The following is a 23,758-nucleotide window of genomic DNA, read 5'->3' as shown; positions in this document are numbered from 1 at the left end:
GCATTCTCACATGCTATCGCAGGGAGTTCGCTCGGCCGGATCGGCCACCGACCTCGCCGACGATGCTGGCAGCCTTGTCGAGGCACTCCTGCCATTCGTGGTGCGGGTCGGAATCGATGGTGATGCCACCGCCGACACCGAGAGCGGCCGATCCGTCGGGGGTCACCGTGACGGTCCGGATGGCGACATTGAGATCGAGCGCGTGGCCCGGCCCGGCCATTCCGACTGCGCCGCAATACACGCCACGCGCCTGTTGCTCCCAGTCGGCGATCAACTCCATTGCGCGCAACTTGGGCGTACCGGTGACCGACGCCGGTGGGAAGGTAGCCCGCAGCAACTCGGTGTTGCCCACCCCGGGATCGACCAGCGCCTCCACCCGCGAGACCAGATGCCACACCCCGGGCGCGGCGACCACCGACAGCAGATCGGCGACACGCACCGATCCGGTACGCGCGAGCCGGCCCAGGTCGTTGCGGACGAGGTCGACGATCATGACGTTCTCGGCGACGTCCTTGGCTGAGTCGGCCAGTGAGCTCGGGTCGGCAGAGGCTGCCCGAGTGCCCTTGATGGGTGCCGACGAGACGAGGTTGCCGGTCCGGCGCAGGAACGACTCGGGTGAAAAGCTTGCCACCGTCCCCCACGTTCCCTGCAGGAAAGCGGCTTTCGCGGGAAGAGTGGCGGCCGTGATGTCGCCGAAGAACTCGAGTGGTTCGCCGGTGAGGACGCCGGTGAAGTGGGTGCACACGCAGGCCTGGTAGACCTCACCGGCGCGGATCGCCTCGAGACAGGCATCGATGGCGGCCAGATGGGGTTCGCGTGCCGGTGGTTGCCACCGCGCCGACCAGGCCGCGGTGGCATTTTCTGGGTCGGCATTGGTCGGGCCGGAGTCCAGCGCGTTCGCGATCCACGACGCGCACGCCGCTCCGTCGACGTGCTGGTGGGTCCAGCGGCCCCCGCGCAACACCAGGATCTCGTCGGTCATCCCACCCACGGCCGGTGGCAGCGGCGACTCGGTGGCGCGTACCGGAAAGCCGAGATAGCCGAGCCAGAAACGGTCCGGGTCATCGGGCGGGGCGAATCCCGGTCGCAGTCGGATCGACGGTGCGATGACCGCGTCGGCATCCCACCAGTCGCCGACGAGCGCGGCCGGTGGTGGCATTCCGGCCGCGGCCGTATGTGCGTGCAGCGCACGCAGAACATCGAGCGCCGGGGTCGTCACGCCTCGTGACGCGGGAAGATCGGCGCCGGCTTGGGCAGAGCGGTACCGGCGACGAGATGGTCGTCGACCGCGCTGAACTGTCGTCCGTCGGCAGCAACCGCGAGCAGATCGAGCATGCGACCGGTGGAGGCGGGCATCACCGGCTGGGCCAGCAGGGCCACCACGCGAACCACCTCGGCGCAGACGTAGAGCACGGTCGCCGTGCGCTCGAGGTCGGTCTTCGCGAGCTTCCACGGCTCGTTGGCGGAGATGTAGCGGTTGGTCTCGGCCAGTACCGACCACAGCGCCTCGATGCCGAGGTGGATGGCCTGTGCGTCGAAGTGATCGCGGACCCGGGGGAGGAGTTGCGCGACCCGGTCCAGCAGCGCCGCATCCTCGTCGGTGCGGGGACCGGCCGCAGGCACTGCACCGTCGAAGTACTTGCCGATCATCGACAGCGTGCGTTGGGCGAGATTGCCGAACTCGTTGGCGAGATCGGCGTTGATCCGACTGATGATGGCCTCGGTGGAGTACGAACCGTCCTGCCCGTAGGAGAACTCACGCAGGAAGAAGTACCGGACCGGATCGAGGCCGAACTCGTCGATCAGCACATCCGGGTCGACGACGTTGCCGACCGACTTGCTCATCTTCTCCCCGCGATTGAACAGGAAGCCGTGGGCGAACACCCGTCGGGGCAGATCGATACCTGCGCTCATCAGGAATGCCGGCCAGTAGACGCAATGGAACCGGATGATGTCCTTGCCGATGACGTGCAGATCGGCGGGCCAGTACCGGTCGAATGCGGCCTCGTCGTCGGGGAATCCGACACCGGTCAGATAGTTGGTGAGCGCATCGACCCACACATACATCACGTGCTCGGGATGACCGGGGACCGGAACACCCCAGTCGAAAGTGGTGCGGGAGATGGACAGATCGGTGAGACCGCCCTTGATGAAACTCACGATCTCGTTGCGGCGGGCCTCGGGCCCGAGGAATTCCGGGTTGGTCGCGAACAGGTCGAGCAACTTGTCCTGATATGCCGAGAGCCGGAAGAAATAGGTCTGTTCCTCGGTCCAGGTCAGGACGTGCCCATTGTCGGTGGCGACCCGGCTGCCGTCCGTGGCGATCGTCGTGTCCGCGTCGCTGTAGAACAGTTCGTCGCGGACGTCGTACCAGCCCGAGTACGTGTCGAGATAGATGTCGCCCGCGTCGGTCATCCGCTGCCAGATGGCTTCCGATGCGCGTTTGTGGTCGGCGTCGCTGGTCCGGATGAAGCGGTCGAAGCTCGACCCGAGCCGCACCTGCAGGGCCTGGAACCGGTCTGAGTTGCGGTCGGCGAGCTCCGCGGTGGCGATGCCTTCGGCTGCCGCTGTCTGCTGCATCTTCTGGCCGTGCACGTCGGTGCCGGTGAGGAAGCGGACGTCATAGCCGTCGAGACGCTTGAATCGGGCGAGGGCGTCGGCCGAGATGTACTCGTAGGCGTGGCCGATGTGCGGGACGCCGTTCGGATAGGCGATGGCCGTGGTGATGTAGTACGGCCGGCCGGCGCCATATGAGGCGTGATCAGCGGATTCGGTGCGGGTCGAGTCGGTCATGGTGTCGCCAAGGATACTTGGTGGCCTGTCTCGCGCATCGCCCGTACCGCCATCGACGGATCCCGGTCGTCGCCTGCTCACTCGTTGCGACGGTACGGCTCGCAGCCCGGTGGGGCCTTCGGTGCGTCACGCTTGCGAAGTTCGGGTATCTCCTTGGTGACCGGATGTGCCTCGTGCAGGGAGAATTTCTCGCCGTGATGGGCGAGGTCGATCGAGGGGCCTGACAGCAGCCGATAGGTGGCACTGTCGCGATCCATCGCGACGACGATCTTCGAGTCGCCGACCGCCATCCGGAACGACAGGTAGGTGAGACGACTCGGCAACCGCGGCGCGAAGGTGATCTGGCCGCCGAAGTCACGCATCCCGCCGAACCCCGCAACGCAGTCGGTCCACGCGCCGGCCAGCGCTGCGATGTGCAACCCGCTCGATACGTTGTTGTGCAGATCGTGCAGGTCGGTGAACACCGACTCGCACATCAGGTCGTAGGACAGGTCGAGGTAGCCGACTTCGGCGGCGACCACCGCCTCACAGCACGCCGACAACGACGAGTCCCGCACGGTCAACGGATAGTAATAGTCGAAGTTGCGCAGCTTCTGTTCCGGGGTGAACGCCGCCCCGAACATGTACATGGCGAACACCAGGTCGGCCTGCTTGACAACCTGTTTGCGGTAGAGGTCGTAGTACGGGTAGTTCAACAGCAGCGGGTAACGCCCCACCGACGACTCGAAATCCCATGCGCCGAGCAGTGTGAATGATTCGCACTGTTGATGGACGCCGAGGGCGTCGTCGAACGGGATCGACATGTCGTCGGCACAGGACTCCCAGTGGGCGGCCTCGGCGTCGGTCACCCCGTATTCGCGCGCCAGGTCGGGTCGTCGGTGCACAGCGGCCACCGCATCCCGAAGATTCTGCTGCGCAGCCAGATTGGTGAACACATTGTTGTTGACCACCGCGGTGTACTCATCCGGGCCGGTCACGCCGTCGATACGAAACTTGCCGTTCACGTCGTGGTGTCCCAGACCCGCGAACAGCCGGGCGGTCTCCACGAGCAGTTCGACGCCGCACTCGGTCTCGAACTGCTCGTCGTCGGTGGCGCGCAGATACCGGGCCGTCGCGTTGGCGATGTCGGCGCTCACGTGCACGCCTGCCGTGCCCGCCGGCCAGTACCCCGAGCACTCGTCGCCGTTGATTGATCGCCATGGGAACATGGCACCACGTTGTCCCAGTTCGGCCGCGCGACTCTTGGCCTTGTCCATTGTGGAGTGCCGCCAACGCAGCTCCTCGCCGGCCGCGGCGGGCACCGTGTAGGTGAGCATCGGCAAAATGAAACTCTCGGTGTCCCAGAAGGTGTGGCCGTCGTAGCCGGGACCGGTCAGGCCCTTCGCCGGGATCGAACGGGACTGGCCGCGCGCACCGGCCTGCAGCACGTGGAACAGCGCGAAACGCACCGCCTGCTGCAGTTCGGGATCGCCGTCGAGTTCCACGTCGGCGTCGCGCCAGAAGTCCTCCAGATACTCGATCTGGTCGGCTTTGAGTGCCTCCCAACCGGTTTCCATCGCCATCGCCAGGGCGGCGTCGACCTGCGCGCGCAGGGCCGGTACCGACCTGCGCGCCGACCAGCCGTAACCCATGTACTTGGTCAGCGACAGCTTGGTGCCCTGCGGGACGTTCGCCGCCACGGTCAGGCGGGCCAGGTCGTCGTCTGCGCGGATGAAGGCGTCGGCGCGGTCGGGGAACTCGATCTCGTGATCCATTCCGGCCGCGATGTGCAGACCCGACTGCTTGGTGTGGTGAACCAGCATGCCCCAGTAGTTGCGGCACGCCGAGAGGTCGGACACCAGCGGGGCCTCGAGCGCGGCCGCGAGCCGGGGATCGTTGCCCGGCGCCGGCACCGGCTCGTTGGCGAGCAGGTCCGACTGCAGCACCAGCTTCATGTCCTCGTCGATCGGCTCCACCTCATAGTGGATGGCAGCGATGGTGCGCTTGGTGAAGGAGACGAGCCGTTCGGAGCGGATGCGGACCGTGCGGCCGGTCGGCGAGGTCCACAGGGTGTGCCTGCGCAGTGTGCCCGTGCGGAAATCCAGCGTTCGTTCGTGTTCGACGGTGCGGCCGTAGCGCAGATCCATCGGCTCGTCCTCCACGAGCAACCGGATGATCTTGCCATCGGTCACGTTCACCACGGTCTGCCCGGATTCCGGGTAGCCGTAGCCGCTTTCGGCATAGGGCAGTCCGCGCAGCTCGTAGAAACCGTTCAGATAGGTCCCCGGGTGGTCGATCGGCTCGCCCTCTTCGAACGTGCCTCGTAAACCGATGTGGCCGTTGGACAGTGCGAACAGCGTCTCGGTGCGACCCAGCATGTCGACGTCGACGCCACGCCAGCGCAGCTGCCACGGGTGGACGTCGAACCCGTGTTCCATGGCGCCCGGGCTCACGCGGAGACCAACTCGTCGAGATCGGTCACGACCCGGTCGGCACCTGCCGTGCGCATCGCTGCGGCTTGTCCGCCGCCGACCCGGTCGATCGCGACGACATAGCCGAACTTTCCGGCCACGGCCGCCTGCACACCGGAGATCGCATCCTCGAACACCACGGCCTCATCGGGGGTCACCCCCATGAGTTCGGCGCCGAGCAGGAAGGAATCGGGCGCCGGCTTACCGCGCAGTCCGCGCGACACGATGTCGAGGCCGTCCACCCTCACCTCCACGAACTTCGTCAGGTCGGCCGCATCCAACACAGCTGCTCCGTTCTTCGACGACGTCACCACGGCGATCCGCAGGCCGGCGGTCCGGGCTGCTTCGAGGTATCGCACCGACCCAGGGTAGGGATCGACACCGTTGGTCTCCAGGGTCGACACGAACATCGCGTTCTTGCCGTTCCCGATCGCGGCGACGGTGTCGTCATCGACGTCGTCGATCCCGCGCGACCGCAGGAATGCGCGCACACCGTCGTCGCGCGGTCGGCCGTCGACGTGGTCGAGGTAGTCCTGCTCGGTGAACGGTTCGAAGTTCTCGGGATCCCGTTCGGAGAGGAAGGCATCGAACGCCTGCTTCCATGCGTCGCGATGTAGGACGGCTGTGGACGTCAGCACACCGTCGAGATCGAACAGTGCGACCGAGGTGCTTTCTGGCAAACCCAACACCCCACGAACGCTACCTGTCCGAGCGGGTGCTGGCGCGCTGTGCGCGGGTATTCGGACTCAGCGCACGTGCGGCCGTGACTCAGGCGGAGGAGGCGGCGGTGTCGGAATCGATGTCGTCCCAGAAACCGATCGACTCCAACCGCTGCACCAATCGGTCGCGCGCGGCGGCGAATTGGGTGTGGATCTCCTCGCGAATCGCTCGGGTGTCGCCCGATCGCAAGTAGTCGATCAGGCGGCGATGACTGGCGACCGCCTCGTGCCCCCACTCGGTATCGCGGGCGTAGAGGTCGTAGGGGTTGTATTTGCTGGCCGAGAACACGAACCACGCGAGTTTCTTGCTGTTGGCGGCTAGGTTCACCTGACGATGGAATGCGTACTCCCGATTGAGTACCTGCGCGTCGTCACCGGTGTCCACCGCCAGCTCCAGCTGATCGACGATGGTCTGCATCTCGGCCAGATGCACCCCGAGTTCAGAGTTGTCGACGGCGTGGCAGGCCAACCGTGCGGAGAGTTCGGCCTGGATCCAGAAGATGTCGATGATGTCGCCGCGATTGAGCGGCTCGACGATGAATCCGCGATGTGGCGACGATCGGACCAGGCCCTCGCCGCGCAGGGTCACCAGCGCCTCGCGCACCGGCGTGACACTGCAGCCGAGCGTGGACGCGGTGTCATCGAGGCGGATGTACTCGCCGGGACGGAGGCTGCCGGTCATGATCCGGTTGCGCAGATGATCGGCCACCTCGTCGGTGAGCTGGGTGCGGCGTAGCGACACGCGACTCATGCCGTCTGCTGCCCGTCGCGGGAATCGTGATCCACGAACTTCTCTTTCACTCGTGATGCCGCCGTCGTGCATCGCCGTTGCGCCCGTCGTCGCCCGTCGACCACGGGTCCATCGACAACGGTACTTTTTCCGGCGCCCGAATGGGTGATCGAGTTCGGTGGGTCGTCGAGATCTGCTGGATCGATCGAGGACTGCCGGACATAGCGCCCTCTGCAGGGCCGCCCGGTGTCAGACCACCGACCAATCGTGTTTGATGCGAAGGCGCAGGTCGCGCATCAGCAGGCGGTTCCCGCCGAACCGGATCGGCTTCGGCAACGCGCGGTTGGCGGTGGAAACCGTCGCGAAGAGTCGGTTGAAACGTCGTTGGTCTCGCGCGCTCCACTCGAGTCCGAGTTGCTCGCGGAACAGCGGCGGAAGGGTCCCGATGGTCAGGAAGCGCAGCAGCGGGGCGAATGGGACCCGAAGCGCCGGACTGATCATCCGCAGCTCGATGAGATCGTTGAGGAACCGTTTCGTCGTCTCGTCGATGGCGACGCGACCGCTGGCGACGTTCCAGTAGTGATCGAATTCGGTTCGGGTGGCCGGCCACATGTCGTCGGGCACCTGCAGCGTGGTCCCCAGAGTCTTGGCCGATTGGTAGAACTCCTCGGCGTCGGCCGGGCTCATGATCCCGTGCAGCAGTTGATGGGTGTCCTCGATCCCGACGAACAGGCATGCCGCGACCCACATCTGGAGTTCGCGATCGAATGCGTTGTATGCCACCGGGCTCTTCTCGTCCGAGCGGACGTGTCGATGGGCGGCATTGACCGCGTCCCGGAAGGCCGCCTTCTCCTCGTCGTCGCCGAGGATCGCCACCGACAGGTACTGCGCGGTGGTGCGCGCCCGTTTCCACGGATGTTTCATCAGCGAACCGGACTCGACCTTGCTCTCCATCACGCCGTAGGCGACCTCGGGCCACCCGAGCTGCATGACCACATTGGCCGCTGCGCCGGCGAAGGCCCAGAAGTCGACCGCCTCCTGAATTCGTGCAGGCTTGCGACCGGTGGTCACCCGTTGCCTACGCGCGGGGATCGTGATCCGCGTCTGTGCGTTCGTCAACTCCGGTGTGGTGTCCGCCATGGACGCCAGATATCGCCCCGCCATGATGTGGCCCCCTGTTCTGCATACCGCACAGTCACCCCGACCGTGACTGTGATCTATGTCGCGCACCTGGCAGGTTATCCCACCAGGTTTCATATATGAAACCTGAAACCGCGAAACCGGCCATCGGCGCTGGATAAAGAACTGGATGTGCGATGGCCGGATCGTGAGGATGGAGCGATGACGACTCGTCGCTTCGCTCAGGTGGATGTCTTCTCGACCGTGCCCGTCCGCGGCAACCCGGTCGCGGTCGTACTCGATGCCGAGGGGATGACCGACGAGCAGATGGCCTCGTTCGCGCGCTGGACCAACCTCTCGGAGACGACGTTTGTGCTGCCGCCGAGCGATCCCGCCGCCGACTATCGTCTGCGCATCTTCACCCCATCCGGTGAACTTCCGTTCGCCGGGCATCCCACCCTCGGCTCGGCCCACGCGTGGCTGGAGGCCGGCGGCGTGCCGAGTGGTGACCGCATCGTGCAGGAATGCGGCGTCGGGCTGGTGTCCATCCGGTCGGAGCAGGGTCGACTGGCGTTCGTCGCCCCGCCCCGCATCCGCTCCGGACCCGTCGACGAGGCGACGGTGCGGTCGGTGGCTGATGCGCTCGGCCTCGACCCCGACGAGGTGATCGCGGCCGAATGGGTCTCCAACGGCCCCGATTTCCTGGCATTGCTGTTGCCGTCCGGGGGCCGGGTGCTGGAGGTCAGACCCGACATGGCCGCGCTCGGCACACACGACGTGGGCCTGATCGGCCCGTACTCGGGCGGTCTGCCCGACGAACCCGAGGTGCTGTTCGAGGTCCGCGCGTTCGTTCCCGGTAGCGGCATTCCCGAGGACCCGGTGACCGGGAGTCTGAACGCGGGCCTGGCCGTCTGGTTGCGCCAGGCAGGCCGTGCGCCCGCCGGCTACGTCACCGCTCAGGGCACCGCGCTGGACCGGGCAGGGCGCGTTCACGTCTCCGACGACGGTACCGACATCTGGGTGGGCGGTGCGACCACCACGGTCATCGCTGGCACAGTGGTGCTGTGAGCGAGACAGCCGAGATCGCCGACGCGGAAGCCGCCGGAGTCGCCGCTACCGAGAGCAACAAGGCCGCACGCAAACGTCGTCGGCGGGAACCACCGCCGGACCCGGTGCCGCTGCCGGGGCTGGTGGACGCACACACCCACCTGGCCGCATGCGGCGGCCGCGACCCGGAATCGGTGCGCGCGATCCTCGATCACGCCGAACAGGTCGGCGTCGGGCAGGTGATCACGGTCGCCGACGACATGATCGATGCGCGGTGGGCCGTCGAGGCCGCTGCATGGGACCACCGGGCGTTTGCCGCGGTGGCCCTGCACCCGACGCATGCCGGCGAACTCGACGACGACGCGAAGGCCGAACTCGAGCGGATGCTGGCGGACCCGAGGGTCGTCGCAGTGGGGGAGACCGGCCTGGACCACTATTGGCCGAGTCGGTCCGACGACTGTGCTGCGCCCGATGTACAGGCCGAGGCGTTCCGGTGGCACATCGACCTCGCCAAGCGCACCGGCAAGCCGTTGATGATCCACAACCGCGAGGCCGACGCCGATCTGCTCGACATCCTCGCCGCGGAGGGGGCGCCAGAGACCGTGATCATGCACTGCTTCTCCGGTGACCGAAACGTTGCACAGGAATGCGTCGATCGCGGTTACGTCCTGAGTTTCGCCGGCACTGTGAGTTTCGCCAACGCCGCCGAACTGCGTGTGGCCGCCGAAATCGTGCCCGATGAGCAGGTCCTGGTAGAGACCGATGCGCCGTTTCTGACGCCGCATCCCTATCGTGGCCAGCCAAATCAGTCCTATTGCCTGCCGTATACGGCCCGCGCGCTGGCCGAGGTCCGGGGTGTCGACGATGCGGCGATGGCGCGAATCCTGGGCGCCAACGCACGACGCGTCTACCGACTGCCTTTGCAGTAATCACGCCTGTTCGTTATCGTATTGTGATCCCGCTGCCTGGGGGCAGCGATTCCGGCCAGAGAGGGCTGTGCCGTCCGGGGGTTTCGGGGTCGCTGATGAGCGCAGTGCGGACGCAATTGTCCCCGACCAGGATGTTCCGCCTTGTCTCTCCTCGCCCACATCAACAACTCGAAGTCCACCCGTGCGCGGGTCGCTGTCGGCGCCGTGCTGACCACCCTCACCGCGGGCGGCGTCATGGGTGTCGCAATGCACAAGGACGTCGAGCTCAACGTCGACGGTCAGGTCCGCAACGTCTCGACCATGTCGATGTCGGTCGACTCGGTGCTGCGGTCGCAGGGTTTCGACCCGGAGTCCGGTGACCACGTCTCCCCGCCGCTCGACGCCGGGGTCGGTGACGGACAGACCATCACCTTCAACCGGCTCAAGGAAGTGGCCCTCGACGTCGACGGGCAACGGCAGATGGTCGAGACGACCGCCGCCGACCTGGATGACCTGCTCACCGAGCAGGGGCTCACCGACACCGCCACCGACACGAACTTCCCGAGCGGCAACGCGTTGCCGGTCGACGGCGCGGTCGTCGACGTCACCACTCCCAAGCCGGTTCGGCTGACCGACGGCGTGACGAGCTTCCGTCCGGTCGTCGCGGCCAAGACCGTCGGTGAACTCCTCGCCGAGACCGGCAAACCATTGTCCGGTGACGACGAGGTGGAACCCGCCGCCGACACTCCGGTCACCGAGAACATGAAGATCACGGTGACCCGTATCCGCACCGCGGATTCGACCGTCACCGAGGATGTGGCCCCGCCGGAGATCGAGAAGGAGGACCCCAACCTGGTCCGCGATCGCAAGGTCGTCGTCAACCCGGGCAAACCGGGTGAGGCCAAGGTCACCTATTCGGTCACCACGGTCAACGGCAAGGTCGTCAAGCGCGAGAAGCTCGACTCCGAAATGCTCACCGAACCACTGGCCGCCACCGTCCGCATCGGCACCAAGCCCGGCGCACCGTTCGTCCCTTCGGGTTCGGTCTGGGATGCGCTGGCGCAGTGTGAAGCCACCGGCAACTGGGCGATCAACACCGGCAACGGGTTCTACGGCGGCGTGCAGTTCGACCAGAACACCTGGGAACGGTGGGGTGGCACCGAGTACGCCCCGCGTGCCGACCTCGCATCCCGCGAGGAGCAGATCGCCATCGCCAAGAAGACCCAGGCAGCCCAGGGGTGGGGCGCATGGCCGTCCTGCTCATCGAAGCTGGGACTGCGCTGAGCGACTCACCACGCCTCCTCGGGCCCGCCCAGATCCGCACACTGGCCGCGGAGATCGGGGTGCGCCCCACCAAGACGTTGGGGCAGAACTTCGTCCATGACGCCAACACGGTGCGGCGCATCGTCGCCGAGTCCGGTGTCGGCGTCGACGACACCGTTCTCGAGGTCGGGCCCGGCCTCGGGTCGCTGACCCTGGCGTTGCTCGGCGCGGCCGGGCGCGTGGTCGCCGTCGAGATCGACCCCGTCCTCGCCGCCCGGCTCCCCGCCACCATCGAGGAGTTCGCACCGGTGCAGGCGGATCGCTTCACCGTCGTCACCGCGGACGCCATGACCGTGGGGCAGGCCGATCTCCCCGTCGCCCCGACCGCGCTCGTCGCGAACCTGCCCTACAACGTCGCCGTTCCGGTGCTCCTGCACCTGATGGCCGACTTCCCGACCATCGCAACTGCTCTGGTGATGGTGCAGGCAGAAGTAGCCGACCGGCTGGCCGCCGGGCCCGGTGGCCGGGTCTACGGGGTGCCGAGCGTGAAGGCCCGCTACTTCGGTACCGTCCGCCGCGCCGGCGCCGTCGGACGCAACGTCTTCTGGCCTGAGCCGAAGGTCGAATCCGGCCTGGTCCGGATCGATCGCACCCAAGCCCACCCCGACGACCCGGGAGTGCGGCGCAGCGTGTTCACGGTGATCGACGCGGCGTTCGCGCAGCGCCGCAAGACGATGCGCTCGGCGCTGGCCGGCTGGGCCGGCGGCGCGGTGGAGGCAGAACGACGACTCCGGGCCGCCGGCATCGATCCCGGCATCCGTGGTGAACGCCTCGACATCGACGACTTCGTCCGGCTGGCGGCCGTCGACGCCTCCTGATCGCCGCGTCGGCGTCCGCAACCCGCGATGCCCTCTCGATTACCCTGATTACCTGTGTCTCGAGCGTCGTTGTCGGTGGTGTCCGATGCGGTCACCGTGCGGGTGCCGGCCAAGGTCAATCTGCACCTCGGCGTGGGTCCGCTACGCGATGACGGATTCCACGATCTGGTCACGGTGTATCAGGCGCTGTCGCTGTACGACGATGTGCGGCTGAGCCCCGCCGGTGAGCTCCGGGTGACCACCCGCGGGGAAGGGGCCGCCGACGTACCCGGCGACAGCACCAATCTCGCGGCCCGTGCGGTGGCCGAGGTGGCGCGGCGCGCCGACCGGAGCCCGCGGGTCGCCATCGACATCGACAAGCGGATACCGGTGGCCGGCGGAATGGCCGGCGGAAGTGCCGACGCCGCCGGCGCCCTGGTCGGGGCCGTGAATCTGTGGGGACTGGACATCGGGCGTGAGGAACTCACCGAGATCGCGGCCGGTCTCGGTAGTGACGTGCCCTTCGCCCTGCACGGTGCGACGGCGTTGGGAACCGGTCGCGGCGAACAATTGATGCCGATCCTCGCCCGCGGTGAATTCCACTGGGTGCTCGCGATCGCACGATCGGGACTGTCCACGCCCGCCGTGTACCGCGAACTCGATCGACTGCGGGACAACCGCGCCGACACCGATGTCGCGGCGCGGCGACCCGATGACCTGATGGCCGCGCTCACCTCGGGCGATCCGCATACCGTGGCACCGCTGCTGCACAACGATCTCCAACCCGCCGCGCTGAGCCTGCAGCCGGTACTGCGGCGCACCTTGCGCGCAGGTATCGATGCGGGCGCGCTCAACGGGATCGTCTCCGGGTCGGGGCCCACCTGCGCCTTCCTGTGCGCCGACGAGACGTCGGCGGTCGACGTCGCCGCGGAACTGTCCGGTGCCGGGGTGGCTCGTGCGGTACGCACCGCCACCGGGCCGGTCCCCGGTGCCCGGATTCTGTCGGCCTGACCAGTCAACTGCCGAAGACGTTGATGGCGTTGCCGTAGGCGCGCAGCGAAGCGACGGATCCGTTGTATCGGTTGAGATCCACCGGAGTGGACACACCGGGTAGTCGACCCGAGCTGGTGAACTGCCAAAAGGTCCATGTCCGCCAACCCCCACGGGGCATCTGCGGTGCCGCGGCGCCGTTGTACGAGGCGATCCACAGCGGGTGGTCGGCGAACTCCCGGGTGGCACCCATCGCGGTGTTCCAGAAGTTCGGGTAGGTGTAGAGGATCGTCTTTCGCCCGGTCAACGGCTCGAGGACAGCGAAGAACTCGCGGACCCAGGCGGCCAGCGCGCGCGGGCCGAGGCCGCCGGAGTGTTCGAGGTCGAGTACCGGCGGAAGGTCCAGAATGCCGTTCTGGCCGAGCACTGTCGCGGCATAGAAGAGTGCCTGTTGTCCGGCCGGCCGGCTCGGATCGGCGTAGTGGTAGGTGCCGCGGATGAGACCTGCAGCGCGAATCGCCAGACTGTCGGGCACGAAATGCGGGTTCACGTACCACGTGGACTCGGTGGCCTTCACCATGGCCATCTGCTGTCCGGAGGCGCGCACCGCGAACCAGTTGATGGCCGCGCCGTCGGGATGCTGATGACTGGACACGTCCGGCCCTACCTGTGGGGCGGCACCGGCCTGCGGCGAATCCGTCATCGCAGCGCAGAGTCCGACGGAGGCCGCGGTCACCGTGGCCACGATCAGTCGCCGGAGGATCACGGCTCCACGCTATTGCATCGATGCAGGATCGCGCAGAATGTTTGTCGACTGGATCTGATGCCCGGGCGGTGTCGCCGGTCACCGAGGGTCCGTTGCTAGGGTCATCCGAGTGGCACCCGCAAATCCCGTCGCGCTGATCAACGCGGACCGAATCAGCAAGAGCTACGGCATCAAGCCGTTGTTGGACTCGGTGTCCCTCGGCGTTCACGAAGGCCAGCGGATCGGGGTCGTCGGACTCAACGGTGGTGGCAAGACCACGTTGCTGGAGATCCTCGGTGGAATCACCGAACCGGACAGTGGGCGGGTCTCACGCGCCGGCGACATCCGCGTCGCCACGGTGACCCAGCGAGGTGAGCTGCCGGCCGGCGCGACCGTGTCCGACGTGGTGGTCGGCGGACCGCAGGTCGCAGTCCACGAGTGGGCGGGCGATCCCCGGATCCGGGGCATTCTCGCGGGCATCGGCGTCGATGAGCTGCTCGATTCCAAGGTCGACGAACTGTCCGGCGGGCAACGCCGTCGGGTGGGACTGGCAGCCGCGCTGATCTCGGAGGCCGACCTGTTGATCCTCGACGAGCCGACCAACCATCTCGATGTCGAGGGCGTGCAGTGGCTCGCCGAGCACCTCGTGGCGCGCCGCAGTGCCCTCGTCGTGGTCACCCACGATCGGTGGTTCCTCGACACCGTCGCCACCCGGACCTGGGAAGTGCACTCGGGTGGCGTCGACGAGTACGAGGGTGGCTACAACGATTGGATCTTCGCGCGCGCCGAACGATCCCGGCTCGCCGACGCCGCCGAAGAGCGTCGCCGCAACCTCGCCCGCAAGGAACTGGCCTGGCTTCGACGTGGACCGCCCGCGCGTACATCCAAGCCGCGCTACCGGATCGAGGCCGCCGAACGGCTCATCGCCGACGTCCCGCCGCCGCGGGACAGCGTGACGCTGTCGGCGTTCGCCAAGCGCCGGCTCGGACGAGTGGTGGTGGAGCTGGAGGACGCCCGGATCGCCACACCCGCCGGTGAGACGTTGGTGGACGATCTGACCTGGCGGCTGGCGCCCGGCGAGCGCATCGGCCTGGTCGGGGTCAACGGTTCGGGTAAGACGACCCTGCTGCGCGCCTTGGCCGGAGAGGTCGACGTGGCCCCCGGGCGCCGCGTCGAGGGCACCACGGTGACGATCGGATGGCTGCGCCAGGAGCTCGACGACCTCGACGAGGACCAGCGGGTGCTCGACGCGGTGGAGGATGTGGCCACGCGGATCATGGTGGGCGACAAAGAGATGTCGGCATCGCAGCTCGCCGAACGGCTCGGGTTCAGCCCGGCGCGGCAGCGCACACCGGTGGGCGATCTCTCCGGCGGGGAACGTCGACGCCTCCAGATTACGCGGGTGTTGATGGCCGAGCCCAACGTCCTGCTGCTCGACGAGCCCAAAAACGACCTCGACTTCGACACCCTGCAGCAACTCGAGGACCTGCTCGACAGTTGGGCGGGCACCTTGGTCGTCATCAGCCACGATCGCTATCTCATCGAGCGAATCTGCGACAGCACGTGGGCGCTGTTCGGCGACGGCGCGCTTACCAATCTGCCCGGCGGCATCGAACAGTATCTACGGCGTCGTCGCGAGATCGGTTCCACCGCAGCACGCCCCAAGAAGTCGTCCGCGTCGGAGGCGGATTCCGTAGACGTCGGTGCGACGGCATCTGCGGTGACCACGCCGACCGTCAGCGCCGCCGAACACCGCGAGGCACGCAAGACGATGAATCGTCTTGAGCGCCAGATGGATCAGCTCACCAAACGTGAGGAAAAGCTGCACGTCTCGCTGGCCGAGGCGGCCACCGATCCCGAACGCCTTCAGGAGCTCAACTCCGAACTGCGTCAGGTGGTTGCCGACAAGGAAGCTGCCGAGGCCGCGTGGCTCGACGCCGCGGAGAAAGTCGAGTGAGCGCCGGTGGTCAGCGACGGATGGCGCCGTTGACCATCGCTGCAATCGCCACGGCGCCTTGCTGGTTGATGTGATAAGGGTAGGCCAGACTGCCGTTGGACAGTGAGCTCTCATACCAGGGGGCGATCAGATTGCACGGGTCGTGACCGGCCGATCGGCGGTTGGCGTCGATGAATGTCCCGCCGACCGTGGCCGTCGCCCGCCGCAGTGCATCACCGGCGCGGTCGAACACCCGATTCATCCACCGGACGTCGGGATCACTGATCGGCACCAACGGCCAGCAACCGTGACTACCCATGAACCCGCCGATGCCGACGACGATGATCTTGGCGCGGGGCGCCTTGGCGCGGATGGCCCGCAGCGCGGGGCGCACGCGGTTCTCCATCCGCGCGATCCGCCATCGAACCTCGTTCTCGAGGCGCGGATTGTGTCGACACCGACGATCGTTGAGCGGTGTCGTGTTGCAGTGGACCAGGATCGCACCCCAGCGCATGTCGTTACCACCGATGCTGACCGTGATGACCTGTGCATCACGCGGTACCAGGTGTGCTTGGGGTGGCTTGGTTCCACGGTTGGTGCGTTGGGTGGTGCGGTAGAGATCCGGCGCCTGCGCGCCGGCACACGAGGTGTCGATGAACCGGCGCGGTAACGTCATCACCGCGACTATCGCCGGATAGTTGAACGCCGAGCGTTTGCAGCCCAGGAAGTAGTCGGGGGTAGGGGAGAAGAAGCCGCCGGACGCGCGGGAATCGCCCATCGCGACGTAGGTGCCACCCGTGTAGCGAGCCGGTGTCGCATCCGCCGCCGGAGCCACCACGGTGCTCAGACCGGTCAGCAGCACGACCGCCAACAGCATCGACGTCAGCACGAGGCGGGCTCGCCGCCTCCCGGCCGGGATGGTGGGCAAGTGACGAGAAACCATGTGTGGTGCAACCCCCTGAATGTTCTTTGGGATTGTAGGGGACATCACTTCGTTCGCGCGGCCGTAATCCGGATCCGCCGCGGGGTCACACGGTTCGCAACGCGTCGCACCGGTGGGCGAATCGCGTGATCATCGCGGCCGTCTCGGCGGGCTGGATCAACGGGAACAGGTGGCTGGCCCGCGGAACCACGTGCACCTGCGCCAGCGGTGAGACAGAGGCGAAGCGCCGCTCATGGATGCGGAACTGGTCCCAGCCGCCGTTGAGAAACTCGATCGGACCCGGATACTGTGCGACCTCGCTCAGCGCATCGAGATCGGCCAGGGCGTCGACGACATCGCGAATGGAGTGCAGCGCAAGGCCGCCGGCCTCCATGTCACGGGCGACCTGACCACCCACGGCCATCCGGGTCAGGGCCTTGCTGATCGCCGCCGCCTGCCGGGGCAGGACGCTCGTCGCGGCGCCGAAGGCGCGGAAGGGGGAGGCGAGCAGACGGCTGGGCTGCGCGGTCGCGCACATCACCACCAGTCCGGCCACCGCATCGGGGTGGCGGCCGGCCGTGGCCATCGCGACGTAGCCGCCGAGCGACATACCGGCGACCACCGCAGGTCTGCCGAGTGAATCGATGGCGTCGAGCACCGCCTGCACCGCGCCGTCGATGTCGAATCGTTCGTCGGCTCGCGTTCCGTGCCCGGGGAGATCGGGGGTGGCCACCGGGCGGTCGGTGATACCGGCCGCGATGCGGTGGAGGGCCGAGCCGCTGACTCGGAGTCCGTGGACACAGACCACGGGAGTAGGTGAGACTTCCTGCGCTGCGCTCATCGGAGGCCAGTATGCCGTGGGCGTCACGGCTTGTCGCGGCCGGCGGGCCGCTCGACGCTCCGGTCGATGCCGATCCGGTCCAGGAACCCGTGGTCATGCGACACCACCAGCAGCGCACCTTGCCACTGCCGCAGGGCCGCGACGAGCTCTTCGGTGGTGTCGACGTCGAGGTTGTTGGTGGGCTCGTCGAGTATCAGCAGTGCGGGGACGGGATCGGCCAGCAGCGACATCGCCATGGCCACCCGTAGCCGCTCACCGCCGGACAACTCACCGAGAGCTCGGTCGGCACGCTTGCCGCGGAACAAGAATCGGGCGAGATGCGCGCGGATCGTCTGTTCGTCGACCTGCGGGTGCGTGACGGCAATCGCGTCGGCGATGCCCTGCCGGGGGTCGGCGAAGGTGATCTGCTGCGGCACATACGCATACGGAGCCAGTATGCGTCCATCGGTGATCAACTCGGCGATCAACGTGGTCTTTCCCGAGCCATTGGCGCCCACCAGCGCGACCCGCTCCGGTCCGTCGATCGTCAGCTGGTCGTCGTCGACGATGCGGGCCCGGGTCGCCACCTGCGCCACGGGCATCACGATGCGGGCGGTGCGGTCGTCGCGCACCCCGTCGCGTGCGGTGTCGAGTCGCTCCGATGCGGCGGATACATCGTCGCGGTGGGCGTTTCGCAGCTTTCCCGCCGACACCTGTGCGGCGTCCCGGCGCAGGTGGGCGACGATCTTCGGTACCCGCTTCTCCCGTTCGGCCGTGGCGGCCGTTCGGGCCCGCCGGTCGAGCTTGATCTGCGCCTCCTTCAGTTCACGGCGCTGTTTGCGCAGGTCGGAGGCTGCGTTGGTGACTGCGGCCTCGGCTGCCTGTTGCTCGGCGTCGAGGGTCTCTCGATACAGCGAGTAGGGGCCGCCGAACACGCGTACCGAGCCCCGATACAACTCCAGTGTCGAATCGGTCCGTTCGAGTAGCTCGAGGTCATGGCTGACCGCCATGACCGTGCCCCCGAATCGGTCCAACGCGTCGAAGAGGCGGGCGCGCGACGGTGTGTCCAGGTTGTTCGTCGGTTCGTCGAGCAGCAAGATCGACGGGCGTCGGATGAGCTCGGCGACGATCGCGAGCAACGTCGCCTCTCCTCCCGACAACGAACGGACCGTGCGATCGGTGTCGGTGGGCAGCCCCAGCGCGTCCAGGCTCGCTGCGACCCGTTCCTCGATGTCCCAGTCATCGCCGACGACCGCGAAGTCGTGTTCGTCGATAGAACCGCTCTCGATGCGTCGCAGCGCGTCTCGGATGGCGTCGACGCCGAGCACCGCGGCGATGGTGCGTTCGGGTGCATCGTGGGGATGCTGCGTCACCACACCGACGTCTCCGGCCACGGTGACGCTGCCGGTGCGCGGCACGAGGTCGCCGGCGATCAATCGCAGCAGGGTGGACTTCCCGGCGCCATTGGCTCCGACGAGTGAGCAGACCCCGGTGGGGACGTGCATCGTCAGATGGTCGAAAACGACGGTGCCGTCGGGCCACGCGAACGAGACGTCGGACAGGGTGACGGCCGGCGACGGTTGATGGGTGGATGCGGTCATGGAGAGCTCCCTGAGGTGGTGAACGGTAGCCGGCGTGGCGTGATGAGCACGCGGGCGAGTCGGGCCGACCTCAGCGGTTCATGACCGGTGAACACTCCTCGTTGTCGGTGGTGGCGTGATGCCGATGACCTCACGATAGCGCCGCAGGTCCGGAAGACGCCAACTCTTTTCTGCCGACCGAGACGCTAACGTGGCCGATATGTCGTTCATCCGCACATCGATCGTCAACCGGGTCGGTGAGATCGTTCTCGACCGGCCTGCCGCCCTCAACGCGCTGGATCAGACCATGATCGACGACATGTACCGAGTGTTGTCGGACTGGGGAGACGACGACGGCATCGACACGGTCCTGGTCACCTCGGCGAGCGAACGCGCTTTCTGCGCCGGCGGCGACATCCGCGCGATCCGCGACCATGCGCTGGCGGGACAGGCAGACGCGGTGAGCCACTACTTCGCGAGTGAGTACCGGCTCGATCAGCTCGTGGCCGAGTATCCCAAGCCGTATGTGAGTGTGATCGACGGCGCGGCGATGGGGGGTGGACTCGGCATCAGTGTGCACGGAGAGGTACGCGTGGTGACCGAGAGGGCGGTACTCGCCATGCCGGAGACCGCGATCGGGTTCGTCCCCGATGTCGGTTCCACCTACTTCCTGCCCCGGCTACCGGACGGAGTGGGCATGTGGCTCGGGCTGACCGGCTCACGGATCGGTGGCGCCGATGCCGTCGAGGTCGGTATGGCAACGCATTTCGTCGATTCGGCAGAGATCGACGACGTCACCGAGGAAATCCGCACCGGGGTGCCGCTGATCGATGTCCTCGGTGGTCGGCGGCATCGTCCGGCCGCGGAGTTGCCGCTGGCCAAGATCAAGGAGTACTTCGTCGACGACAACGTCACCGGCATCGTCGGCGGTTTGCGGGGTGCCCTCGGCGACCCGTGGGCCGAGCGGATGGTCGACATGATCGAACAGGCGTCACCGACGAGTCTCTGGGTGACCGCGGCAATGCTCACCGCCGGTGCGCATTCGGTGCTCGACGAATGCCTGGAGCGCGAATTGCATGCCGCCGAGCAGATCACCGCGACCGCCGACTTCGCCGAAGGTGTGCGCGCCGTCCTCGTGGACAAGGATCGTCGGCCCCGATTCGATCCGGCATCCATCGATGACGTCGATCCGGAATCGGTGGCGCGCATCGTGGGAGCGGCCTGAGCCGCTCGGTCACGGCGTCGTCTCGAACCACCCCGAGAGTGTCACACTGGCGTCGCTGACGGTGGTTTCGGTTTCGGAGTCCTCGTCGATGTCCTCGTTGGGTGCGAACGGGTTGCTGTGCGATCGTGTGGCCGCCGAGCAGGTGAAGGTGCCGGCGGCCCGCTCCGACGACATCGCGGTGACCGTCAGCGGACATGTCGCGGAGTGATAGTACGTGCCCCCCACCGTGACGCCGACCGACGAATCGATGGGGGCGTCGAGCGGGCCCACCCGCGGACGAACGCCGCCGATCGGTGGCAGGACGCCACCGGTGAGGTCACCCACCAGTAGTTCCAGCTGTGCACCGTCGTCACCCGGTCCGGTGAACACGAACAACAGGCTGTCCGGCGGCACCGACGGATCGGCGTTACCCCACTTGGTGAATCCGTAGCAGGCCGATCCGGCCGCACCGTCGGCACCTGTGCCGGCGATGGCTACGTGCATACTGCCGGAACGGAACTCGAGATCATGGCCGGCTCGGTCGATTCGTCCCCCGGCCGGTCGTTCGCGGCATTCGGCGGCGTCGACCGGGGCAACCGCGGCCGTGGCCGGTCTCGAACTCGATGGGCCGTCCGGGTCGTGATCGCCGGACCCGCATCCGGTGAGCGGACCGAGCGTGACCGCCGCGGCCGCAAGCGCGATCACCGGTGTCGAAACCCGTCGTGCGGGCTCAGTCCGCAGCGGCGACAAGGGGTTCGAGCATCAGGTCGGGATGTTCCTTCTGGATGAACTGCAGTCGCCACTTGTCGCTGAACAGAGCCAGGAGCGCTCCGTCGGTGCGAGTGAACACCTCAACTCCGCGTTGGCGGCCGAGATCGGCGGCGCTGTCGGCGTCGGTACGCCGGGCCAATGAGTAGCCGAGCGGTTCGATGGTGGTGTCGACGTTGAACTCGGATTTCATCCGGGCCGTGACCACCTCGAACTGCATCGGCCCGACGGCGGCGAGGACGGGCGAGGCGTCGCCGCGCAGTTCGTTGCGCAAGACCTGAACCACGCCTTCGCTGTCCATCTGCTCCATCGCCTTGCGGAACTGCTTGTACTTGTCGGCGGTGTTGACGCGGATCGCCGAGAAGTGCTCGGGCGCAAACGACGGGATCGGTGGGTACTGCACCTTCGAATCGATGTACAACGTGTCGCCGGGTGCCAACGCCATCGCGTTCACCAGGCCCACGACGTCACCCGGGTAGGCTCGGTCGACGGTGGAGCGGTCCCGACCGAATACCGCCTGGGCGTACTTGGTGGCGAAGGGTTTTCCGGTCTGTGCGTGTGTCACCACCATGCCGCGCTCGAATTCGCCGGACACGATCCGCATGTAGGCCAGGCGATCTCGATGACTGGTGTCCATTCCCGCCTGCACCTTGAAGACCACGGCGCTGAACGGGTCGGTGACCGACCGAACCGATCCGTCGATATCGGCGCGACCGGCCGGGGGTGGTGCGAGTTCGACCAGCGTCTCGAGCAGTTGTCGCACACCGAAATTGAGCATGGCCGACGCAAAGATCATCGGCGACGTCTGGCCGGCCAGGAACATCTCCTGATCGTGGTCCTGGCCCATCTCGCCGAGCAATTCACTCTCCTCGAGCGCTGCCGTCCACTCGTCGCCCTCGCGTGCGGCAGCCGCGTCGCCGTCGAGGATCTCCTCCGGGGCCACCTTCGCCCCACCGGCGGTACGGGTGAAACGGATGTACTCGCCGCTGCGGCGGTCGAGGAGTCCTCGGAAGTCGCCGGCGATGCCGACCGGGAAGTAGAGCGGTGTGGGGATGAGGCCGATGCGTTCGGTGATCTCGTCGATGAGTTCGAGCGGCGTCTGGCCGGGCCGGTCCCATTTGTTGATCACGGTGATCACCGGGATGCCGCGATGGCGACAGACCTGGAACAGCTTGAGGGTCTGCGGTTCGAGGCCCTTGGCGGCGTCGATCAGCATGACCGCGGCGTCGACGGCTGTCAGCACCCGGTAGGTGTCCTCGGAGAAATCGGCGTGACCGGGGGTATCCACGAGGTTGATGACGTTCGGGACGTCGTCGGTGGAGTGCTCGGAGGCGTAGTTGAACTGCAGCGCGGTGGAACTCACCGAGATTCCGCGCGCCTTCTCCATTTCCATCCAGTCCGATACCGTCGACTTGCGGCCGGCCTTGCCGTGGATGGCGCCGGCCTCGCTGATCATGCGCGCGTGCAGCGCCAGCGCCTCGGTCATCGTCGACTTACCGGCGTCGGGATGACTGATGATGGCGAAGGTGCGACGCCGCTTCACCTCGTGGGACACGGTGGCAGCATCTGAACTCACCCGACGAGGCTACCGCCCGGCGCGCTCACCGGGCAAAATCGCGCGCCGGGTCCGAACATGGTTCGGTTCTCGCACGTCCACCGTGGTCGCGCGCACGACGCTGCGCGCGCGAACAAGTGGTGGACGCGCGAGGAAGGTGGTGGCTATTCGAACGGGACCGGCGGCATCTTGACGACCTGTGCGGCGTAGCTGAGGCCGGCGCCATAGCCGAGCAGCAGCGCGGTGTCGCCGGGCTTGGCGGCACCGGTGGACAGCAGTTCTTCCATGGCCAACGGGATCGACGCGGCCGAGGTGTTGCCGGTGTGCTCGATGTCGTTGGCGACCGGAACCCCCTCGCGCAGGTGCAGCGTCTTGGCAAGCAGGTCGTTGATGCGCGTGTTGGCCTGGTGGGGGACAAAGACGTCGACGTCTTCGGAGCCGATCTTGGCGGCCTCGAGCGCGCGCTGCGCGACCTTGCCCATCTCGAAAGCGGCCCAGCGGAACACCGCAGTTCCCTGCAGCCGCACGTACGGCCGCTGGGTGCGGTCGCTGTCGAGGAAGGTCACCCAGTCGATGTCCTGGCGGATCGCGTCGAACTGCGAGCCGTCGCTGCCCCAGACGACCGGCCCGAGCTGCTGGTCCTCGGTCGGCCCGACCACCACGGCGCCGGCACCGTCGCCGAAGATGAAGCAGTTGCTGCGGTCGGTCATGTCGAGCGTCACCGACAGCTGCTCGGCGCCGATCACCAGGACGTGGGTCGCGCTTCCGCCGCGCACCATGTCCGACGCCAACGCCATCGCGTAGCCGAAGCCCGCACAGCCCACGGTCACGTCGAATGCGGGAACGCCGTTGGCGCCCAGTTCGGTGGCGACCCTGGTCGCTCCGGCCGGCGTCAGCAGCAGGTGGGTGTTGGTGGCGAGGATGACCGCGTCGATGTCGGAACCGGACAGCAAGGCGTTGGCGATCGCTGTGCGGCCGGCGTGGACGGCCATTTCGGTGACGTCCTCGTCGCGGCGGGCGAAGCGGCGGGTCTTGATGCCGGTCCGGGTGTAGATCCACTCGTCCGACGAGTCGATGTGTTCACAGATCTCGTCGTTGGTGACGACCCGTTCGGGCCGATAGGCACCGATGCCGAGCATCCCGATGTTGTTGATCCCGGTGGTGTCCGCGATGACAGCCATGCGTGTCCCTTTCCCTATGCGACCCGACATAGACGGTCTCACATTGCGGCCCTACTGGGAAGTAGCCCGTTCGTCGTTGCCGGCGTGTACACGGTGTTGCGGGGGACACGGCCGTGTGCTGGACGGGGAGCGGGCGGGTTTCGTGATCTCGATACGCCGCGGGCTCGCTGC

20 protein-coding genes are annotated in these 23,758 nt (G+C 67.1%); 7 read left to right on the top strand and 13 right to left on the bottom strand.

Translation table 11 applies throughout. The annotated features are described in order from the left end of the window. Window positions 1–13 precede the first annotated feature (13 nt). The 6 genes from VX037_RS02185 to VX037_RS02160 form a co-directional block, all read right to left on the bottom strand. Window positions 14–1,219 (bottom strand): aminodeoxychorismate synthase component I, encoded by a 1,206-nt coding sequence (locus VX037_RS02185; protein WP_328713059.1) that lies wholly within the window; start codon window positions 1,217–1,219, stop codon window positions 14–16. Next, window positions 1,216–2,793, bottom strand: a complete 1,578-nt coding sequence (metG, locus tag VX037_RS02180; protein ID WP_287015540.1) for a methionine--tRNA ligase — start codon at window positions 2,791–2,793, stop codon at window positions 1,216–1,218. The genes VX037_RS02185 and metG overlap by 4 nt, the downstream gene beginning before the upstream one ends. Window positions 2,794–2,870: 77 nt before the next feature. Further along, complete coding sequence (locus tag VX037_RS02175; RefSeq protein WP_235725361.1) at window positions 2,871–5,210, bottom strand: glycoside hydrolase family 65 protein; 2,340 nt, start codon at window positions 5,208–5,210, stop codon at window positions 2,871–2,873. Window positions 5,211–5,221: 11 nt separating this feature from the next. Continuing rightward, complete coding sequence (locus tag VX037_RS02170) at window positions 5,222–5,932, bottom strand: HAD family hydrolase (protein WP_235725309.1); 711 nt, start codon at window positions 5,930–5,932, stop codon at window positions 5,222–5,224. A 79-nt stretch (window positions 5,933–6,011) separates the two neighbouring features. Continuing rightward, entirely contained in the window at window positions 6,012–6,713 is a 702-nt protein-coding gene (locus VX037_RS02165; RefSeq protein ID WP_235725310.1) for a GntR family transcriptional regulator, read from the bottom strand. A 228-nt stretch (window positions 6,714–6,941) separates the two neighbouring features. Next, window positions 6,942–7,856, bottom strand: coding sequence for an oxygenase MpaB family protein (locus VX037_RS02160; RefSeq protein WP_328713058.1), 915 nt, complete (start codon window positions 7,854–7,856; stop codon window positions 6,942–6,944). Window positions 7,857–8,033: 177 nt separating this feature from the next. Between VX037_RS02160 and VX037_RS02155 the strand changes: the two genes are divergently transcribed. The 5 genes from VX037_RS02155 (at window position 8,034) to VX037_RS02135 (ending at window position 12,897) form a co-directional block, all read left to right on the top strand. Beyond that, on the top strand, window positions 8,034–8,879 hold the full coding sequence (locus VX037_RS02155) for a PhzF family phenazine biosynthesis protein (protein WP_235725312.1): 846 nt from the start codon (window positions 8,034–8,036) through the stop codon (window positions 8,877–8,879). Further along, on the top strand, window positions 8,876–9,787 hold the full coding sequence (locus VX037_RS02150) for a TatD family hydrolase (RefSeq protein WP_287015538.1): 912 nt from the start codon (window positions 8,876–8,878) through the stop codon (window positions 9,785–9,787). The genes VX037_RS02155 and VX037_RS02150 overlap by 4 nt, the downstream gene beginning before the upstream one ends. A 141-nt stretch (window positions 9,788–9,928) precedes the next feature. Next, a complete protein-coding gene (locus VX037_RS02145; RefSeq protein WP_235725314.1) occupies window positions 9,929–11,050 on the top strand; it encodes a resuscitation-promoting factor in 1,122 nt (373 codons plus the stop codon). Further along, window positions 11,014–11,907 carry a 16S rRNA (adenine(1518)-N(6)/adenine(1519)-N(6))-dimethyltransferase RsmA gene (rsmA, locus tag VX037_RS02140; protein ID WP_287015537.1) on the top strand — a complete coding sequence of 298 codons (894 nt, stop codon included), beginning with the start codon at window positions 11,014–11,016 and terminating at the stop codon, window positions 11,905–11,907. Before VX037_RS02145 ends, rsmA begins: the two co-directional genes overlap by 37 nt. A 54-nt stretch (window positions 11,908–11,961) precedes the next feature. After that, window positions 11,962–12,897 (top strand): 4-(cytidine 5'-diphospho)-2-C-methyl-D-erythritol kinase, encoded by a 936-nt coding sequence (locus tag VX037_RS02135; RefSeq protein WP_287015536.1) that lies wholly within the window; start codon window positions 11,962–11,964, stop codon window positions 12,895–12,897. 4 nt (window positions 12,898–12,901) lie between these two features. On the opposite strand, the gene VX037_RS02130 is transcribed toward VX037_RS02135, so the two are convergent. Further along, window positions 12,902–13,642 (bottom strand): glycoside hydrolase family 25 protein, encoded by a 741-nt coding sequence (locus VX037_RS02130; protein ID WP_372512275.1) that lies wholly within the window; start codon window positions 13,640–13,642, stop codon window positions 12,902–12,904. 109 nt (window positions 13,643–13,751) lie between these two features. Here VX037_RS02130 and VX037_RS02125 point away from each other — a divergent pair, with 109 nt between their 5' ends. After that, a complete protein-coding gene (locus VX037_RS02125; RefSeq protein WP_328713057.1) occupies window positions 13,752–15,578 on the top strand; it encodes an ABC-F family ATP-binding cassette domain-containing protein in 1,827 nt (608 codons plus the stop codon). 10 nt (window positions 15,579–15,588) lie between these two features. Here VX037_RS02125 and VX037_RS02120 read toward each other — a convergent pair whose 3' ends face one another. The 3 genes from VX037_RS02120 to VX037_RS02110 form a co-directional block, all read right to left on the bottom strand. Beyond that, window positions 15,589–16,434 carry an SGNH/GDSL hydrolase family protein gene (locus VX037_RS02120; RefSeq protein WP_287015578.1) on the bottom strand — a complete coding sequence of 282 codons (846 nt, stop codon included), beginning with the start codon at window positions 16,432–16,434 and terminating at the stop codon, window positions 15,589–15,591. Between the two features lie 151 nt (window positions 16,435–16,585). Continuing rightward, window positions 16,586–17,320, bottom strand: coding sequence for an alpha/beta fold hydrolase (locus tag VX037_RS02115; RefSeq protein ID WP_235725318.1), 735 nt, complete (start codon window positions 17,318–17,320; stop codon window positions 16,586–16,588). A gap of 23 nt (window positions 17,321–17,343) precedes the next feature. Next, window positions 17,344–18,900 carry an ABC-F family ATP-binding cassette domain-containing protein gene (locus tag VX037_RS02110; protein ID WP_266059720.1) on the bottom strand — a complete coding sequence of 519 codons (1,557 nt, stop codon included), beginning with the start codon at window positions 18,898–18,900 and terminating at the stop codon, window positions 17,344–17,346. 199 nt (window positions 18,901–19,099) lie between these two features. Between VX037_RS02110 and VX037_RS02105 the strand changes: the two genes are divergently transcribed. Beyond that, window positions 19,100–20,104 carry an enoyl-CoA hydratase/isomerase family protein gene (locus tag VX037_RS02105; RefSeq protein ID WP_266059719.1) on the top strand — a complete coding sequence of 335 codons (1,005 nt, stop codon included), beginning with the start codon at window positions 19,100–19,102 and terminating at the stop codon, window positions 20,102–20,104. Between the two features lie 9 nt (window positions 20,105–20,113). On the opposite strand, the gene VX037_RS02100 is transcribed toward VX037_RS02105, so the two are convergent. From VX037_RS02100 to VX037_RS02090, 3 genes are all read right to left on the bottom strand, one after another. After that, a complete protein-coding gene (locus tag VX037_RS02100) occupies window positions 20,114–20,788 on the bottom strand; it encodes a hypothetical protein (RefSeq protein WP_235725321.1) in 675 nt (224 codons plus the stop codon). Between the two features lie 25 nt (window positions 20,789–20,813). Continuing rightward, entirely contained in the window at window positions 20,814–22,427 is a 1,614-nt protein-coding gene (locus tag VX037_RS02095; RefSeq protein ID WP_235725322.1) for a peptide chain release factor 3, read from the bottom strand. A 143-nt stretch (window positions 22,428–22,570) separates the two neighbouring features. Then, window positions 22,571–23,587 (bottom strand): beta-ketoacyl-ACP synthase III, encoded by a 1,017-nt coding sequence (locus VX037_RS02090; protein ID WP_235725323.1) that lies wholly within the window; start codon window positions 23,585–23,587, stop codon window positions 22,571–22,573. Between the last annotated feature and the right edge of the window lie 171 nt (window positions 23,588–23,758).

Origin of the sequence: Gordonia sp. Z-3 (genome assembly GCF_036233855.1) — a bacterium.
Taxonomy (GTDB): Bacteria; Actinomycetota; Actinomycetes; order Mycobacteriales; family Mycobacteriaceae; genus Gordonia; species Gordonia tangerina.
This window is presented reverse-complemented; position numbering and strand designations above follow the sequence as displayed.

Excerpts from the sequence above, each read along its gene's own strand:
- metG (WP_287015540.1), bottom strand. The coding sequence starts at position 2,793 with ATGACCGACTCGACCCGCACCGAATCCGCTGATCACGCCTCATATGGC.
- VX037_RS02175 (WP_235725361.1), bottom strand. The coding sequence starts at position 5,210 with ATGGAACACGGGTTCGACGTCCACCCGTGGCAGCTGCGCTGGCGTGGC.
- VX037_RS02165 (WP_235725310.1), bottom strand. The coding sequence starts at position 6,713 with ATGAGTCGCGTGTCGCTACGCCGCACCCAGCTCACCGACGAGGTGGCC.
- VX037_RS02160 (WP_328713058.1), bottom strand. The coding sequence starts at position 7,856 with ATGGCGGGGCGATATCTGGCGTCCATGGCGGACACCACACCGGAGTTG.
- VX037_RS02155 (WP_235725312.1), top strand. The coding sequence starts at position 8,034 with ATGACGACTCGTCGCTTCGCTCAGGTGGATGTCTTCTCGACCGTGCCC.
- rsmA (WP_287015537.1), top strand. The coding sequence starts at position 11,014 with ATGGCCGTCCTGCTCATCGAAGCTGGGACTGCGCTGAGCGACTCACCA.
- VX037_RS02120 (WP_287015578.1), bottom strand. The coding sequence starts at position 16,434 with ATGCTGTTGGCGGTCGTGCTGCTGACCGGTCTGAGCACCGTGGTGGCT.
- VX037_RS02115 (WP_235725318.1), bottom strand. The coding sequence starts at position 17,320 with ATGAGCGCAGCGCAGGAAGTCTCACCTACTCCCGTGGTCTGTGTCCAC.
- VX037_RS02110 (WP_266059720.1), bottom strand. The coding sequence starts at position 18,900 with ATGACCGCATCCACCCATCAACCGTCGCCGGCCGTCACCCTGTCCGAC.
- VX037_RS02105 (WP_266059719.1), top strand. The coding sequence starts at position 19,100 with ATGTCGTTCATCCGCACATCGATCGTCAACCGGGTCGGTGAGATCGTT.
- VX037_RS02090 (WP_235725323.1), bottom strand. The coding sequence starts at position 23,587 with ATGGCTGTCATCGCGGACACCACCGGGATCAACAACATCGGGATGCTC.